This window comes from Pirellulaceae bacterium (genome assembly GCA_029243025.1).
Lineage (GTDB): Bacteria > Planctomycetota > Planctomycetia > Pirellulales > Pirellulaceae.
Genome location: JAQWSU010000030.1, coordinates 175723 through 192982, shown reverse-complemented (window position 1 = coordinate 192982; position 17260 = coordinate 175723). Strand labels below are relative to the sequence as shown.

Annotated in this window: 14 protein-coding genes; 9 read left to right on the top strand and 5 right to left on the bottom strand. The window is 53.0% G+C overall.

Annotated elements, in window-relative coordinates; genetic code table 11:
• Positions 1-335: 335 nt before the first annotated feature.
• The 3 genes from pdxH to P8N76_13450 all read right to left on the bottom strand — a co-directional run bounded on the left by pdxH (position 336) and on the right by P8N76_13450 (position 2894).
• Positions 336-977 carry a pyridoxamine 5'-phosphate oxidase gene (gene pdxH / locus P8N76_13460; protein MDG2382671.1) on the bottom strand — a complete coding sequence of 214 codons (642 nt, stop codon included), beginning with the start codon at positions 975-977 and terminating at the stop codon, positions 336-338.
• A 283-nt stretch (positions 978-1260) separates the two neighbouring features.
• Positions 1261-2187, bottom strand: coding sequence for a lipoyl synthase (gene lipA, locus P8N76_13455; GenBank protein ID MDG2382670.1), 927 nt, complete (start codon positions 2185-2187; stop codon positions 1261-1263).
• Positions 2184-2894 (bottom strand): hypothetical protein, encoded by a 711-nt coding sequence (locus tag P8N76_13450; GenBank protein ID MDG2382669.1) that lies wholly within the window; start codon positions 2892-2894, stop codon positions 2184-2186. Before P8N76_13450 ends, lipA begins: the two co-directional genes overlap by 4 nt.
• 207 nt (positions 2895-3101) lie before the next feature.
• Here P8N76_13450 and smpB point away from each other — a divergent pair, with 207 nt between their 5' ends.
• The 6 genes from smpB (at position 3102) to P8N76_13420 (ending at position 9190) form a co-directional block, all read left to right on the top strand.
• Positions 3102-3599, top strand: a complete 498-nt coding sequence (smpB, locus tag P8N76_13445) for an SsrA-binding protein SmpB (GenBank protein MDG2382668.1) — start codon at positions 3102-3104, stop codon at positions 3597-3599.
• Positions 3600-3856: 257 nt separating this feature from the next.
• A complete protein-coding gene (locus P8N76_13440; protein MDG2382667.1) occupies positions 3857-4537 on the top strand; it encodes an ABC transporter ATP-binding protein in 681 nt (226 codons plus the stop codon).
• Positions 4538-4674: 137 nt separating this feature from the next.
• Positions 4675-6150: an ABC transporter permease gene (locus P8N76_13435; protein MDG2382666.1), complete on the top strand. Its 1476-nt coding sequence runs from the start codon at positions 4675-4677 to the stop codon at positions 6148-6150.
• A 42-nt stretch (positions 6151-6192) separates the two neighbouring features.
• Positions 6193-7758: a hypothetical protein gene (locus P8N76_13430; GenBank protein MDG2382665.1), complete on the top strand. Its 1566-nt coding sequence runs from the start codon at positions 6193-6195 to the stop codon at positions 7756-7758.
• Positions 7759-7808: 50 nt separating this feature from the next.
• Complete coding sequence (locus P8N76_13425; protein MDG2382664.1) at positions 7809-8477, top strand: DUF4190 domain-containing protein; 669 nt, start codon at positions 7809-7811, stop codon at positions 8475-8477.
• A 50-nt stretch (positions 8478-8527) separates the two neighbouring features.
• Entirely contained in the window at positions 8528-9190 is a 663-nt protein-coding gene (locus tag P8N76_13420) for a DUF3299 domain-containing protein (GenBank protein ID MDG2382663.1), read from the top strand.
• A 105-nt stretch (positions 9191-9295) separates the two neighbouring features.
• On the opposite strand, the gene P8N76_13415 is transcribed toward P8N76_13420, so the two are convergent.
• Positions 9296-10462: an aldose 1-epimerase family protein gene (locus tag P8N76_13415; protein MDG2382662.1), complete on the bottom strand. Its 1167-nt coding sequence runs from the start codon at positions 10460-10462 to the stop codon at positions 9296-9298.
• A gap of 215 nt (positions 10463-10677) precedes the next feature.
• Between P8N76_13415 and P8N76_13410 the strand changes: the two genes are divergently transcribed.
• The 3 genes from P8N76_13410 to P8N76_13400 all read left to right on the top strand — a co-directional run bounded on the left by P8N76_13410 (position 10678) and on the right by P8N76_13400 (position 14237).
• The gene (locus tag P8N76_13410; GenBank protein MDG2382661.1) at positions 10678-11922 is read left to right on the top strand and encodes a hypothetical protein; all 1245 of its coding nucleotides are present in this window, start codon (positions 10678-10680) and stop codon (positions 11920-11922) included.
• Between the two features lie 92 nt (positions 11923-12014).
• Positions 12015-13052: a TIM barrel protein gene (locus tag P8N76_13405; protein MDG2382660.1), complete on the top strand. Its 1038-nt coding sequence runs from the start codon at positions 12015-12017 to the stop codon at positions 13050-13052.
• 48 nt (positions 13053-13100) lie between these two features.
• Positions 13101-14237 (top strand): Gfo/Idh/MocA family oxidoreductase, encoded by a 1137-nt coding sequence (locus P8N76_13400; protein ID MDG2382659.1) that lies wholly within the window; start codon positions 13101-13103, stop codon positions 14235-14237.
• A 39-nt stretch (positions 14238-14276) separates the two neighbouring features.
• Here the strand turns inward: P8N76_13400 and P8N76_13395 are convergent, their stop codons facing one another.
• Positions 14277-17222, bottom strand: coding sequence for a hypothetical protein (locus tag P8N76_13395; GenBank protein MDG2382658.1), 2946 nt, complete (start codon positions 17220-17222; stop codon positions 14277-14279).
• Positions 17223-17260: the final 38 nt, after the last annotated feature.

Sequence of the window (17260 nt, the reverse complement as noted above, 5' to 3'; positions counted from 1 at the left end):
GGTTCAACTAGTGGTGCGCGTCACTCTGCAAAGTTCACCCTCGATTTCGAAAAAGTTACAACGAATCACCCTCTACCGATGCGTTGTTTTCTTTCTTTCTCAGGTGTTTCCTCGAACAATACGGAGTTTTGAGTTCACCACGACTGTTGACAGAGAGATAGACGCAAGTGCTGCGCCAAAAAAAAGAAGAGACCCTGAAAAAAAATGATTGTTCCAGGACCCAACCGCACCAACCGGCATCAGCCAACTGCTTTACGTATTCGGCACAGTCAAAATTCATCCCGCCGAGAAAAAAGGAGATAGTCGCTGGGCAAACGCGTCGGCCATATCGGGGGTCACGGCGAAAGCCGACTGATGCTCCAGTTGGAACCCACTCGTTCATAAGCAAAACGAACATGCAAACGGTTTTCCCGACCCTGCCAAAATTCAAATCGATTCGGCCTCAGACGAAAACCGCCCCAGTCATCCGGCAGCGGAATCGGTTGGCCGGCGTACTGCTGCTCCATTTTCTCAACACGTTGCTCCAACTCCTCCGCTGTTTCAATCATTTTTGACTGTTTGGAAATAGCGGCGCCAATTTGACTTCCGCGTGGTCGAGAGTGGAAATACCGCTCAGACATCTCGCGTGAAACACGTTCGACGTTTCCCTCCACACGAACTTGACGTTCCAGGTGAGGCCAAAACAACACGGCCGCCGCGCGTGGATTTTCCGCCAACTGCATTCCCTTTTGAGAATCGTAATTCGTGTAAAACACGAGGCCGTCTGAATCGATCCCCTTGAGCAACACGATACGTGCTGTCACCTCTCCGGTTTTAGATGAGGTGGCAAGGGTCATCGCATTGGATTCAAACCAATCCACTGACACGAACTCGGTTGCTTGATCGAACCAAGTACGAAATTGCCCAATTGGGTCACTGTTGAGCTCTGATCGTTCTAAACGAGGTAAAGATCCATATTGCTTGCGAAAATCTTCCATCGAATCATCAGCCTTAAAAATCTGCACGCCAATCGGGACAAGCTTTGGCTTGTCGATTTTGATCGTCCCGATCAGCGAACGGTTTATCGAAAGGAACAGCTCGAGTTACCCGATCGAGCATCTGACAGACCGCTGCACGCAACGCCCTCTGTTCGTGTCCCACTCTCACACCACTTACCTCAACACAGCTTGCACGTCTATCTCCACAGGATGCTCGGATAGCCCGTTGACCTCGGTGATGCAAACTCGCTGGCTAACGACCCAGGGGTCGTTGGAACTGGCACTAGTTGGCGTCGGCCATTTCGCGAGCATGGTAGCTGCTTCGCACGAACGGCCCGCTGGCGACCTGTACAAAGCCCATCGCTTTGGCCGCTTGGCCCAATTCTTCAAACTCCTCCGGCGACAAATAACGAACCACCGGTAATAACCGGTCGAGATGCGGCTGAAGATATTGGCCCAACGTCAAGAAATCGCATTCGGCATCTCGCAGGTCGGCCAAAACATCGTAGATTTCCTGCCGTGTTTCCCCGAGACCAAGCATCAAACCGCTCTTGGTTTTGATCTCCGGATCACGACGTTTAATCTCCCGTAACAACTCGAGTGTCCAGCGATAATCTGACTTCGCTCCGCGAACCTTGCGATACAACCGAGGAACCGTTTCCGTGTTGTGATTAAAGACTTCGGGCTTCGCGTCAACAATCGCTTGAATCGCCTCGGGGGAATCGATAAAGTCAGGAGTCAGTACTTCGACCGTCGCGCCAGTCCGCTCACGAACAGCCTGCACGCAACGGCGAAAATGCTCCGCACCCCCATCAGGAAGATCATCTCGCGTGACCGAAGTGATCACGACGTGCTTGAGTCCCAGACGTGCGGAAGCCTCTGCGAGACGATCAGGCTCATCCTCTGCGGGTTGGTCGGGCGCACCGCGGGAGACGGCGCAAAAGCTGCATGCGCGCGTGCAAACATTGCCCAGAACCATAAAGGTGGCAGTTTTTTGCGAGTAGCACTCCATGCGATTGGGGCATTTTGCATTGTCACACACCGTCTCTAAATTCAACTCCTCCAACAACCGCGCGGTTTGATGATCTGAATTCCCCAGCGGAATCTGGCGTTTCAACCAACGAGGCAGTCGTCGCACCGTGTCCGGGTCGGACCCAGAAGCCGAGGAATCAACGATCGGAAGATCAGGTAACGCAGGTGCTTCGCTCACTTGTTTGACGAGTCCGTTTGCAGAAGAGGGTGACCAGTGTGGACGTGAACTTTTTCAGCTGAAAACGCGGTGGGCAGGGCATCCAGGAAGGCGGCCCGCACCCGAGCCATTTTAGCCGGTCGCCCCGTTTCCGACAGGAGACTGCTCAGATGGGGCTTTCCTGCATCCGTGGCCCGACCCGCCTGCAAATAGGCCAAACTATCGATTCGCTTTGTTAGATACATGTCAGGATTCAAATTCAGCCATAATCCGTGCATCGTGACGCCGTAACGAATCGCCACTCCGATCGTGCCCAGAGCACCCGTTCGCCCCCAAACGGTCAAGTTTTCGCCTACCCGGGTGGAAAGCCCGGCCATCCGACAAGCCTCGATCACACCAGACCGAAAACGTCTTAGATATTCACCCACCGACCAGATCGACCGATCGAGTGAAACAATGGGATAAACGGCCAATTGCCCCGGAGCGTGAAGAACTGCACCGCCGCCACGGCCGACCCAACGAATCGGAATACGGCGACTTTCCAACTCCCGGTCACTGAAGCCCACATGGCCCCGCGACCCGCAACGACCAATGGAAATCACAGCCGGATGCTCGCAAATCAGCAACGAAACTCGCTCGCTAGACCGCTCGCCTGACTCGTAAACCAACCGTTCCTGCAGCGCTAAGCAACGGCAAAAATCGACGGATCCAAGTAGGTAAACATTCATTGAGGCATAATTTCGATAGAGAATTGAAGACCTATCCCCTCCCACCAGCTGGCCGAATTAGGCAAAAAACGGCCCGGGCGCAGTAGAATCTAGCCAGGTTCAGACGAAGAACCGCACAGCTTCCTCAGCCTAGGACCCTACTTGGAAGGTTGCGGAGAAATTATAATTGAAACGGGAGTTCTAAATCGACATCAACGATTGCTCGAAATGGCCAAGAAAGACAAGAAGAAAAAAAAGTCTGCCGAACCAGAGTCGAATATCAAGTCGATATCCGAAAATCGCAAGGCACGGCACAAATTCCAGGTGTTAGATTCGCTGGAATGTGGCATTGCATTAGCTGGGAGCGAAGTGAAAAGCCTCCGCTATGGCCGTATGTCGCTCGACGAATCCTATGGGCGAATTCGAGAAGGCGAAGTCTGGCTAGTCGGTGCCGACATCCCGGAATACTTTGAAGCCAGCCACCTGAATCATCAGCCCAAACGACCACGAAAACTGCTGCTTCACCGCCGTGAAATCAGCAAATTCGCGATGCAAGCTCATGAAAAAGGGCTGACTTTGGTCCCCTTGAAGATGTACTTCAAATCAGGCCGTGCAAAAGTCCTGCTGGGTCTTTGCCGCGGCCGCAAGCTCCATGACAAAAGAGAAGTCCTGAAGAAGGCCGACAGCCAACGTCAAATCCAACAGGCAATGCGCCGCCGCCGCTAGCCATCTCGTGAACGTCTCGACGATCTGATCCGTAGAGGAGTCGAGCCCTACCTGCTGCTCTTTTCGTCGATGCTGTCTGCGGTTAGCCTTATCGGGTATTCCGATCGCGCAGGCCGAAGGCTTGGCACCGACCAATCATCCAAAACCGCCCCGGCGGCTCGAACCGGCCGTCCGCAGTGAAGCCTTCATAGCGTGGAAGCGATCGCCCAGAAAACCTTTGATTCGCGTTGAACTTCGGCAAATTCCGAGTAGAAACGATGCTTGCACTAAAAAATGTAAAAAAATCATATACCGAGCCGAGCGGCGATCTGCTTCCCGTTTTAGACATTGAGAGTTTCGAGCTAGAGCAAGGCGAGCAAGCAGCGCTCATTGGTCGCAGCGGTGGCGGCAAGACAACGTTGTTACATGTGATCGCGGGCATCAGTCGGCCCGATTCGGGATCTGTGACGATTGACGGACTCGACATCACACGGCTGCCTGAGGCAGGATCGGACCGATTTCGCGCAGAGCGAATTGGCTATGTTTTTCAGACCTTCAATCTCATGCCAGGTTTCACCGCCTTGGAGAACGTCATGTTGGGAATGACCTTCTCCCGTGGCCGCAAAGATCAAAAACGAGCTCGTGAACTGCTGAAAAAAGTCGGTTTAGAGCATCGACTCCAACACAAATCGAACGCTTTATCGGTGGGAGAACAACAGCGAGTGGCTGTGGCCCGCTCGCTTGCCAATCGGCCCAAATTGCTTTTGGCCGACGAGCCCACTGCAAACGTCGACCCGGGAAATCAACAGCACGTGATTGATTTGATTCGTGAGAGTTGCCGAGCGGAGCAGGTTTCCTTGCTGATAGTAACACACGCGATGGAGGTTGCCGATCAATTCGACCGTGTCGATCAACTCGATCAGATTAATCGAGTCGTGGCCACGATTGCTGACCGATAGCGGTAATCATCCGTACGTCGCCACAGTTTGAAACGGTTACTTGATGCCGCTTGTGACCCACAACTTTACAACATTCATGGGACTGAATTGACATGCCGCTGTGGAAGATTGCTTGGCGAAGCGTTCAAAGAAGATCATTGGCATCTGGTTTAACGGCTTTATCGATGGCCTTGGGGGTGATGCTCGTCGTAGCGGTCTTATTGATCCATGGCATTATTGCCGAATCGTTTCGGAACAACGCCAGCCTTGGCTACAACTTGATCCTGGGCGCAAAAGGCGGCCGACTTCAATTGGTTCTTAACACGGTCTTCTATTTGAGTGAGCCAGTCGAAAACATTCCCTACGATTTTTACCAGGAGTTTCTTCCCGCCGATCAGCGAGACGATGGTCAGCAAGGCAAATGGGCTGACTATGTTGACCGAGTGATTCCAGTATGCCTGGGTGATTACTACAAGCAATATCGTTTGGTCGGCACGACGCCTCAGATGTTTAATGACTATGTGTACGATGAGGACACGGGCCAACAATATGAGTTTGCCGGAGGTCGAAACTTCGAATACTGGAATGACGAACACGGATTCTTCGAAGCCGTTGTGGGCGCCCAAGTAGCACGAGACACCGGCCTGCAAGTCGGTGACACAATCGCTGCCACACATGGTTCAACAGAAGGCGAAGAACATCCGGACTTGTTTCACATCGTGGGAATTTTAAAGTCCTCCGGCACCCCCAACGACCGAGCCGTCTTCGTCAATATGGAAGGCTTCTACCTGCTCGACGGTCACGCGCTGCCGGTTGAAGAAGAAGACACGGACCAGCAAGAGTCCGAAGCAGTGGTCGCGGTCGATCTCGAAAAAAGTGACGCAGCGGATATTGAGAGCGATGAAAATTTTGAAACAACCGAAATGATCGAAAGTGACGAGTTGACAAAGAATGTTGATCCCTCGTTACCCGCCGCGAAACGGAAAACCACGCCACTTCCGATCGAACAACGTGAAGTCACCGCACTCCTCGTCAAAACAAGCCCAATCATTACTCGCGGGCTGAGCAACATGGTGAATGAAGGTACAGTCGCTCAAGCCGTTTTTCCTGTCGGTGAGATCACAACACTGTTCAACCGCATCGTGAAGCCTTTCCAGCAGGTGTTGTTGATTCTGACCGCCATGATTTGCGTCGTTTCGGGCATCAGCATTTTGGTCAGCATCTACAATTCCATGAGCGATCGGCGGCGTGAAATTGCAATCATGCGAGCCTTAGGAGCAGGTCGTCGAACCGTGATGGCAGTTGTGCTGCTTGAATCGATCATCCTGTCGCTCGGCGGCGGCCTCATGGGCTGGGTAGGCGGCCACGCCTTAATCGCAGCGGCGGCTCCTAGAATTGAGGCGGAAACGGGGGTGATCATCGGCCCATTCGATCTGGCACCTCCCGTAAATTTACTGGCCTTGCTCACCGATGAACCGATATATTTAGGGGGAGCTAAGCTTGGGGAGATTAACGTTTCCACGGAGTGGATTTTGATTCCCAGTCTGATGATATTGGCGGTAATCGTGGGCTTTTTGCCGGCGATGGCCGCGTACCGTACGGACGTCGCGGATGCGCTGACGGCAAACCCATAACCAGCCTTGCCCAACAATGGCCGATTTCCTCGGAGTCAAACCATGCGTTATTTCAGTTTTTTACTGCTGGCAGCCATCGCCCTGACAATACCGGCTCCGTTGCGGGCCTGCCCCTTCTGCTCCGCGGTCTCCCAAACCTTCACCGAAGAAATCGAATCGATGGATGTGGTGGTCATCGGTCAATTAGTTGAAGCGCCGCCCGTTCCCGATGCGGCAACCGACCCCGACGCGCCGTTACCCAAAGCCACCTTCCGTGTCGTAACCATTCTCAAGGGTGACAAGTGGGTCAAGAAGGACCAGAAAATTAAAGTTCTCTACTTCGGAGAACCTGACAAAACCAAAAGCTACTTGATGATGGGGACTGACCCTCCCCAACTGATGTGGTCAACACCGTTAAGATTGTCCGCTCGAGCCGAAAAGTACATTCAAGCACTCCCCACATTAGCGAAAGACGGCAGTCGCTTGCTGTTCTTTCAAGAACATCTCGAAGACGAAGATGAAATGCTCTCGCGAGACGCGTATGACGAATTCGCAAATGCTCCCTACAGCGATTTGATCGCCATGAAGGATAAAATGCACGTCGATCGTCTCATCGAATGGATTAAGGATACCGATGTTCCCGCCAGTCGTCGTCGCTTGTATTTCACCATGCTGGGAGTCTGCGGCACCGAAGAGTACGCACCGTTGTTGAAAGCAATGATGCAGTCAAACGAACGGAAAGATAAAGCAGGTCTCGATGCTCTCATCGCCTGCTATCTCATTCTCAAGGGACCCTCCGGATTGGACTTGATTGACGAACAATTCCTAAAAAACCCCAAAGCTGAATACGCAGATACCTATGCGGCGATCATGGCAATTCGTTTTCACGGCACGGAGACCGACGTGATCGAGAAACCGAGACTGGTCAAATCACTCCGATTCATGCTTGACCGACCCGAACTCGCGGATTTGGTCATCCCAGATCTAGCACGCTGGAATGACTGGGAGGCCATGCCACGACTCGTGCAACTGTTCAAAGATGCCGACGAAAAGTCGAGTTGGGTGCGCGTGCCCGTGATCAATTTCCTACGTGCTTGCCCGCTTCCAGAAGCCAAGAAACAAATCGAAGAGTTATCGAAGATCGATCCAGATGCCGTGAAGCGAGCACAAACTTTTTTCCCCTTCGACGCATCCGGTGAAGGCTCCGAAGCAAAACCAAAAGCCGACTCCAAGGAAACAACTGCCGCGCCTCCCACGGTCGAGTCAGAAGTGGTCGAAACAGTCAGCTCAACATCGCCATCCGAAACAATCATCCAAGACGAGGTGGTCTCGCCAACCGAGTCGTCGAATCCGGTCGTAGCCTCAACCGTCACCGAACGGCTGTCAAGTGAGCAGCTCGCAGTCGCCAATCGGGTCACTCCTCCCCCTGCTTCCGGACTGAAAATCGCCTCATCGCCGAACCAATCACCCGCTGGGTCAGCGGATTTTGAACAGGCAGTTTCGGAGCCATTTCCGATTTGGAAGCCGAACCGACTCCAGCTCTGGGGCGTACCTATCTTGTCTGGCCTGAGCCTGTTGGCAATTTATCGATTCGTCCTTGGTTTGCCACTGATACGTTTTCAATCTTAAGAGACCTCACAACTTTGAGTTCCCGCAACTTCGAGACCCCAACAACACTCATGAGTGGTACCCCTTCCGACCGCACAAATTCCGCGGAATATGCCCAGTATCGGGCAGTTTGCATGTCAGCCGTGACGACGCTCGTGCTGGGCATTATTTCGATTCCAGCAATCCTCTTTTCGAACCTGCTTTTCCTGCCACTGATCGGTATCGGCCTGGGATTGTGGGCCTTGCGTCAATTACGTCGAAGAAGCGACGAACTCACAGGTGCTCGCATGGCGAGCATCGGACTTGCACTCTGTCTTGTCGTCTTTGTATCGGGAACCGCCTACAGCGGCTACGTCTATGCCACGGAAGTCCCGGAAGGTTACTCGCGCGTCCATTTCTCGGAATTGCAACCGGAGACGGGCTCAAATCTACCGATCCCACGTTCAGCAATGGATTTGAATGGAGAATTGGTATTTGTAAAGGGATATATTCACCCTGGGGTCACGCGTCGAAAAGGAATTAAACAGTTCGTACTTGTCCCCGATATGAAGACATGCTGCTTCGGGGGTCAACCAAAACTGACCGACATGATCGAAGTGACATTGAAAGACCCATTGCGTGTCGATTACTCTTATTCTCAAGTGAAATTGGCGGGAGTTCTAAAAGTGTCTCCTTACAAAAAGGCCGTTTCAGGATTGGACGGCGTCTACTATCAACTTGAGGCGGACTACGTCCGCTAACAGTTCGCAGCGAATCGGTCGCTACGACTGTCGGCGGCAAGGATCCAAGCATGAATCGAACTGCCAACATGACGCGATCAATCGCTCTTCTCCTCTGCCTGACCCCGGTTGGCTGCATCAAGGTGTCGGCCCCAAGCGACAAGAATTCCACCACGAGTTCTGCTGCGAATTCAAGCGGCGAGGGCGTTAAAACCAGCGCAGCCGTTGCGGCACCGAACGCGACCTCAGGTAACGCATCAACGGAACGGTCCAACAGCGATCAAAACGCCAAGAGCGTACCGAATCCGATCTCGACCACTAGCGATCCGCAAACCAAATCGAACAACGACGTAGTGGATATTTCCTTCGATGACATCAAACTACCGATGCAGGAAGACATGGTTTTTCGCCCCTTCATGTTGACCGACCGAGTCAAAGAATTGGACGGCAAACGAATTCGCATTAGTGGGTACATGCTACCAGACACCCGAACCAAAGGGATCAAGCAATTCGTCCTGTTAAAGAACACAGAATGCAAGTTCGGACCAGGCGGACAAGCCGATCATTTGCTAAATGTGCTAATGACAGAGGGTCAAGACGCCCGCTTTCGCTCTGAACCCATCAGTATCGAAGGGCGACTCACGATCAAACCTTTCCAGGGCCCTGACGGCAACACCTGGTCGATTTACGATATTATTTGCGACCGAGTTACTCGATATCGACCACGACGTTGACCCAACGGGAACAGCGACAGCAACGAACAACAGGATGCAAAAATCGGCTCGGGTTTCGCGAACGAGTTCTGCTAAAGTTGGCAATCTTTCGGCGCGGCAAGTCGGCTAGGACATATCACACCAGCCCTGCTGCGGTGCCTCGTATAACTTGGGCTGACGTCCTGCTTGAATCTTGGCGACTGCGGCCTCGGCTTGACGAACCGATGTCGCATCCGGATGGACTGTCATCCCAAGTTCCATTTGATGAGACCCGCCACCCGGTAATTTAACAACGCGCTCCTCAGCTTCTTCAAAGCTACGAGGATTGGGAAAGTTGGTACCCGGCTCGAGCCCTGTGACATATCCGTCCTGTAGCGCGGTTTCATTTTTCCATTGCGTGAAGCATGGCAATTGCTTTGTATTCCAATGCAACGAAACGCCTCGAGAAGAATTGGCATTTCGCAACAGCGCCTGTGTGTCGCCCTTGCTATCCGCATGCATTTTGAAAAAGTAAACCCGCTCCGGCATGCCTGCCTTCGGCTCGGAATAAGTCGACCAATGCCCAACCCCTTCAGCAGCCCACTCGTTACGCGGCACGACAACTTCAGCAGGCAAGATCAATTCGGCGCCTGCGCCCAAGAGGGGGGAGCCAAAATTCGTGTGATAAAGCATCTGCATCGTAGTTTCAGTTGCTGACAGGTTTCGCACCTCATCATGAATTTCTAAACCCGGTTGTCCGAACCGCGTCTTAATCGTTGTCGTGAGTTGCAACTTTGCAAAGTGAAATCGTTTCTCATTAACGACTCCGCGAACAATGATCTGATCGCCATCGACTGAAACATTAACTTCTTGAGCCGGCAGATTTGCCAATCGTCCATGCAAGGGATAAGTAAGGCGCCCTTGCTCATCAAAGTCGGGCGCTCCATTGCTCTCGGCTCCGCAACGACACAACAATTCATCAAAGCCATCGAGCCAGCCCAATCCAGACGGTTCCATCAACGGAACAAAGTTTGGATGCACGGGCCCTCGCGTAGGTGACTGCCAGCCCAATTCAAAATCGGCGTTCCACCATGCTTTCCAAAGCCCCATCCCGCGCGTTGGCAGCACTGAAAACTCAAACTGGCCGTTGTGAATTCGAATTTCATCGACGCCTTCACTCAAACCACCTCGGTGCGTCCATTTCCGAATCTTGAACGAATCGGGGGCGTCAGAGACCTGAGTTGGATTTACCTGCAAGGAATCGAGATAGACATTTTGATCCACATCGATGATTTTCCAGCTTTGCTTAGCCATCAGGGCATCTCCATCAAACAATGCTTCCAGTGATCGGTGATCAGTCTGGCTTTCTTATAAGCGGTTCGCGTCACAATTTCCAGCACGCGTCCGGGCTTCCGGCATGGAATTATGATTACTTGTCAGGGAGCAATAAAACGAATAAAACATTGAATTCGTCCGGCGACTCGCTTTCATCCAAGCGTCCCCACAGTCTCGTGAGTACAGGAGCAAAGATGACATCCGCAAACATTGTAAAAGGCACGAGTGTTGCCGCCGCATTAGAGCGGGCAATGGACGCCGGCGAAGGCTTATTACGACTCACGCCCACCTGGGTACCTCGCAGTTTTTTGCACCCTGGCAAGCGAATCAAGCTTCATCCGCACGACTGGTATGCCTATGGAGCACATCGGGGTGGAATTGACGAACGTTGGTTTGGCAGCACGACGGAAGCCACCAACGAAGGACGTGTGTGGCACGAAGGCTTAAGCTTCGTAACTTTTGAAAACCAACATTTCCTCCTCAAAGATGCGGTGGAAGAAATGGGTGCCCGCATCATCGGCGCCGACATGTACAACAAGTATTCACGTTGGCCCGTCTATTCAAAGTTCTTCGACAACATGGGGCCAATTCCTCATCACATGCATCAGTCGGCTGAAGATGCGGCCTTGGTGGGACAAGAAGGGAAGCCGGAGAGCTACTACTTCTCACCTCAAATGAATAACGTGGACAACAACTTTGCCTACACATTCATGGGGCTGGAACCGGGAACCACGAAGGACCAACTACGGCGATGCTTGGAGACCTGGGATCGGGGTGACAATGGCATCCTTGATCTTTCCAAAGCCTATCGCCTTCAACGCGGTACGGGCTGGCTGATTCCGCCCGGAGTTCTCCACGCTCCTGGTTCGCTCTGCACCTATGAACCGCAGTGGGGAAGCGACGTCTTTGGCATGTTCCAATCCTTGGTTGAAGGGCGGGAAGTCCCCTGGTCGCTGTTGGTCAAAGATATGCCGGAAGACAAGCACCACGACCTCGACTTCATTATTGGGCAACTCGATTGGGAAAAGAATATCGACACCCACTTCAAAGAAAACAATTATCTGGAACCGATCATTGCGGCAGAGGGCGATGGCTGGATTGATCGCTGGATCGTGTACGGAACCGTCGGCAGCAAACAACTGTTTACAGCTCGTGAATTGACGATGGAACCCGGTTCGAGTTGCACTTTAAACGACCCCGGTGCAAGTGGTTGGATTACGGTCCAAGGCAGTGGCACGATTGGCAAGTTGAAATTGCAAACTCCAGCAATGATCCGTTTCGGTCATGAAACGGAAGACGAAGTGTTTATTACTCACGAAGCTGCCCAACGTGGGCTTACGGTCCAAAATACGGATCGGGAACCGTTGGTCAGTTTACGTTACTTTGGGCCTGATACATTTGACCAAGTCCCCAGCGTTGGTGACTACCGCAAGGCATAGGCCATCGTTTGGTATTTGCTTCGCAATCCTATTAACAAGTTGAATGGGACTTCTGGTCGCCTGATTCTTGCCTAGAAAAGGACTGTCTTACGATGAGCAACAATTTCCCAAAATTACACAATGCTGCTTGGCCAGGCGTCGTCGGGAAGGGGCCGGACTCAGAACCCCCTATCGAACTGGAGACCATGCTGGACCTGACAGCTGCTGCCGAATGCAACGGCAAAAAGTTCGACGGCATCGACATCTTCCTTTTCGCTCCCCATGTGGACATTGACGCGTCTGACGACGATTTGAAACGGATCGCCGATCAAATTCAGTCAAAAGATTTGGTTGTTGGCTCCGTCGTCGCTCCTGTTTGGCCACCGACGGGCGGCGGATCCGCCATGGGCGACCAAACAGAACGCAACCAATTCTTAACCCAAGTCCGCAAGGGCTGTCACATTGCCAAACGATTCCGCGAACTGGGAGTCCGACCCTACGGGATCGTTCGCATCGATTCATCCGTCGATCCTGGCACCTGGGCGGAGGACCCCGAGGGCACCGCCAAGATTGCTGACACCTTTCGCCAAGCCGGTGACATTGCTGCCGATCACGGCGAACGATTAGCCGCCGAAGGTGAAATCTGCTGGGGCGCAATGCATAGCTGGAAAGAAATGGTGCGGTTGCTGGAAACTGTTGACCGTCCCGACTTGGTGGGATTCCAAGCCGACATGGCTCACACTTTACTTTACATTCTTGGCTACAACGCCCCTGAAGATCGCATTGTCTCCGAGAACTTTAATTGGAATGGCGACGAACTCAACGCGGCGTTAGCGGAACTAACCACTGCACTGAGGCCCTGGACATTTGATTTTCATGTTGCTCAAAACGACGCGACCGTCAAAGGCAGCGGATCACATGACAAAACGGGCCGCCATTGCCTTCCCAACGACCCGAATGGCAAACTATCGATCGCCGAACATGCCGGTCATTGGCTCCGTGGCGATAACGGTGAACCGACCAAAGCATTCCAACACATTTGTTGGGACGGCTGCATGTTCCCCAACGACGTGATGCACAAGTCGGAAACCTGGAACGACATCCTTGCTGCAATGATCGCAGTACGCGACGCTCATGGCTGGTCGGAATAACCCCAGCTCAAACGTGCCACAAAACACCCACCATCAAAGGAATATTTGATGAGCAAGAAACCACTCAACATCGGCATGATTGGCTATGGATTCATGGGCCGAGCCCACTCAAATGCCTACGCTTCCGTCGGAAACTTCTTCGATTTGGAATACGAGCCCGTCTTGAAATCGATTTGTGCTCGAAACCAGGAAAAGGCACAAGCATTCGCGGACAATTGGGGCTATGAATCGATCGAAACTGACTGGCGTGCTCTCTTGGCTCGCGACGACATCGATGCGGTTGACATCTGTACTCCCAACAACCTACATCACGAAATCGCCATCGCCGCCGCTCAAGCAGGCAAGATGATCCTCTGCGAAAAACCGCTCGCGATGAACGTTGCCGAAGGCGAGGAAATGTGCAAAGTCGTCGAAGCGGCTGGCGTTCCCAACATGGTCTGGTACAACTACCGACGCGTGCCGGCTGTGACCCTTGCAAAACAGCTAATTGATGAAGGCAGGCTGGGTCGCATCTTCCACTATCGAGCCAATTTCCTTCAAGATTGGACGATCGCCGAGGACCTCCCCCAAGGCGGTGAAGCCTTGTGGCGTTTGGACATCGATGCAGCAGGCAGCGGCGTTACGGGTGACTTGTTGGCCCACTGTATCGATACGGCGATCTGGCTGAATGGAGAAATCAAGGACGTCAGTGCAATGACAGAAACGTTCATCAAAGAACGTGTTCACAGCTTAACCGGCGAAGTCCAATCCGTTGGCATTGACGATGCTTGCACCTTCATGTGTCACTTCAACAACGGCTCGCTCGGGGCGTTCGAGTCGACCCGCTACGCACGTGGCCACAAGGCGCTCTACACCTTCGAGATCAACGGCGAAAACGCCTCCATCTCCTGGGACCTGCACGACCTGCATCGACTCAACTACTTCGATCACAGCGATGATTCGATCGTTCGTGGCTGGCGTTCGGTGCATGTGAGTGACGGCGATATGCCCTACATGGATAAGTGGTGGGTCCCCGGCCTGCAAATTGGCTATGAGCACAGCTTCATTCATCAAGTGGCCGATTTCATTCAGAGTATCGGCAGTGGAACCCCCGCTAGCCCGACGTTCCGAGATGCACTCGAGACCCAGAAGGTCTGCGACGCCGTGCTGAGCAGTGCATCTTCCCGCCGATGGGAGGAAGTTTAGATCGGGCCCGGCCAGCGAATCGAATTTTGAGTCGGTTCGCTATAATCCCAAGTTGCTCAAATCGATATAGCGAGCGTCATCCACCTCGACTCGCTGCGTATCAGTCCAGAAAAGAATCTTGCGAGCAACTGTCTCCGAGCGGGGTGCACCGACTCGAGCCTGGTGGGACAAGACGGCATCGGAGCGGGCTGCGCCTTCCAGAATCAGCAGTTTTTTTTGCTGCTCGTACGATAATCGCTGGCCTCGCGCGGTGAATGTCTTTCCTTCGACATAGGTGTTTTCCTGCGCTACCAAATTAACGGTGCGCTGCCCCTCGGGCGTGGTTGGTCCCTCAGCAAACGAAAGCCGATCGCACGACATGAGCACGTCTTTTTCACCCAACACAGCATCGGAATTGATTGATTCATTCCAGCTCTGTACGGGCCCGTAAATCACCTTGACCTGTCCCTGAAATTCGGCCGCACGCCGCTGCATGTTGCCTGTTATCTGGTTTTGAAAGTCAACCTGAATAAAGCTAACGGCTGCGTCATCAACATTGGACGGCGTTTCCTTTGCGGTCGCGCCAGGGAGTTGCATTGTCTGAAAACCCCTACGATGTGTGACCACGCGCCCGGGCCCTTCAGCAAACATATCACCCGCCAGGTGATCATATCGAATGTGCGGTACTTGCAGATAACTGACCGATGTGAGCTGAGATCGATTATCCAACTCTCGATTTTCAACCAGCACATTTCCATCGGCCTGAATGGTATGAATCTCCGGTGCTTGTTTTCCATCCGACTTCGAAAACTCGATGCGTCGTTCGAACTGCACCCCCAGTCGGGCCGATCGCAAACGACGCTGCGGGCTCCGCAGATCCACATTGCCATGAAAGCTGGCCAACTGGCCGTTGAAATGCATACGATCTTGCCAATCGAGCGTTATCTGTTGAGGTGCGGCTAAAGCACGTTGCGTGGTCAAATCACGGTCGATCAACATCGTCATCCGTCCGGCACCGTCAGTCCAAAGCAGATTGTCTGCTTGGTCAAGTTGCAACTTATCTGTCCGCACCGTGAATTTCGCCGTACGAATATCCACGGGATTTCCAACCGCCACCAAAACATGACTGCCGCTTCCGTCACGATCCAGAATCCGCATCGCATCGGCGGCAATTTCAAAGGACTTTGTCGGGTCAGCAGCACGATCAAGTTGGGCAAGTCGAGTCTGACCACGCAAGTCAATCTGATCGATACTGACTTGTTTTCCTTGCACACTCAATTGCATCTCAATTTCCCGACAAGAGACGTCCATCCTTCGTTCTGAAGATTCTTGACGCCGCAAGCGATTCACAGGGTTCGTGGCGGGTGGGCGAGGCTGGCGATCGGCGAGAGTCGCAGTGGGTTTCGGTTGATCCTCAACTTGCGGACGATAGGTAAACGCCGCCGAAAGTCTACCAGTCAACGCCGTGAGTTCCGGTGACACAACGCGAACCGCTTGATCCGGAGTTGAAACCGCAGCCATCCGCCTGGGCCGTAAAGGCAACTCACCCTTTACCGCGGGTGCGCCGACAGCCTGACGATCGAACAAGACCTCAATGTGATACGCATCAACACGACTCTCGAGCCCGACCATAATCGACGCATCCTCACGCATCTTCAGCACTTGCCCCGCATCCACCTGATCGATCGACAACACCCCCTGCCAGGAAGCTTGAACGGGCTCTTGACCGCGATCAGGCAGAGACCCCCGATAGACGCCAGGGCCTTTCGCACGCAAACGTTCCAAGTTTTTTTGATCCTGCATGGTCGCATCAAGCTCGCGGGCGAGCACTTGATGCGTTTGAAAACGAAACAGCACCTGATCGGTCGGATTCTGCTTGTCGGCCCAAAGTCGAAAACGACGATGGACGAGATCGTACATCAGCTTGTGCCCGCTGATGTGCACCGACTTTGACCGTGCGTCAAGAACCGCCGGATTTCCTTCTGCCACGATTCTCTGCGGATCAAGCTTGGGCATGTTTCGTTGGCGGGATTTGCGAACATCGGGTTTTGTCTCTTGATCCTTCACAGCAGCCTCAGTCGCTTGTTCGACCAAAAACATCTGCAACCGATCGCATCGCAACGAGTCTTCCGGCTGGCCAGGATTCAAACACCGCAGATGAACCTGTTCATCGAACGTCACGACCTTCTGCTGAAAGTCGATTCCAAAAGGACCGCTGCAAGTAACTTTGACGGGCACCGTTCGCTCAGCCATTGAGATGGCCTGCTTGGATTGATTCGTGGAATCGACCGATGGTTTTGGATCGAGTTGAATGTGCAATTCGTCCAACTTCACTAATTCAATCGAGCGAATCCCTGCCCAACCCGGCGAGACACCTGCTTGAGCTGAATTCCTTTGCGGCGCAAGTTGGATGATCAGATCACTACCTCGCGCGTAACTTTGGTCGAAGTGCACATTGACTGAATTTGCTGTCCAAAGACGCTTTGTCGTGATCTGGACATTGGAAGTCTCGATCAATAGTTGACCTGTACCATCCGATCGACCGGGACTATGAATGCGAATCTTTCCTTGCAAACGACCCGCAACCGGCTGACCAAACTGCCCCGACTTCAAGTCGAGCGGCCGATTCAAACGCAAGATGGCGCCTTCCGGCGCTTGCATGATCAAGGGTGCCTGATCAGCAGTCTCCGGTCGCACCACAACCGTACAAGGATAGATGTGAATCGTACCATTTTCGTTAGGCTTATAATCCTGAAACAGCAACGAAGTGGTACCACTTCGCAAAACCTTGGCATCCCCCATTTCCCAAGCGCCTTCAGGAAAGAATCCTTCGAGCTCACTCTGAAATGGTTCCGTCGAGCGTCCGTATCCGCGCTGAGATCCAATCGACTTCGCACGCGTTAAAGTCGGTTCAATCAGCGGAACGACGATCAGCGCGTAGCACCAGTAGGACACCAAAACTGCCCCGAAACTGGAGCCGATTCGTTTGATCTGAGTAAGCCACATAAATCCCGTTGGTACTCCTTTAACTAAACGGGGATTGG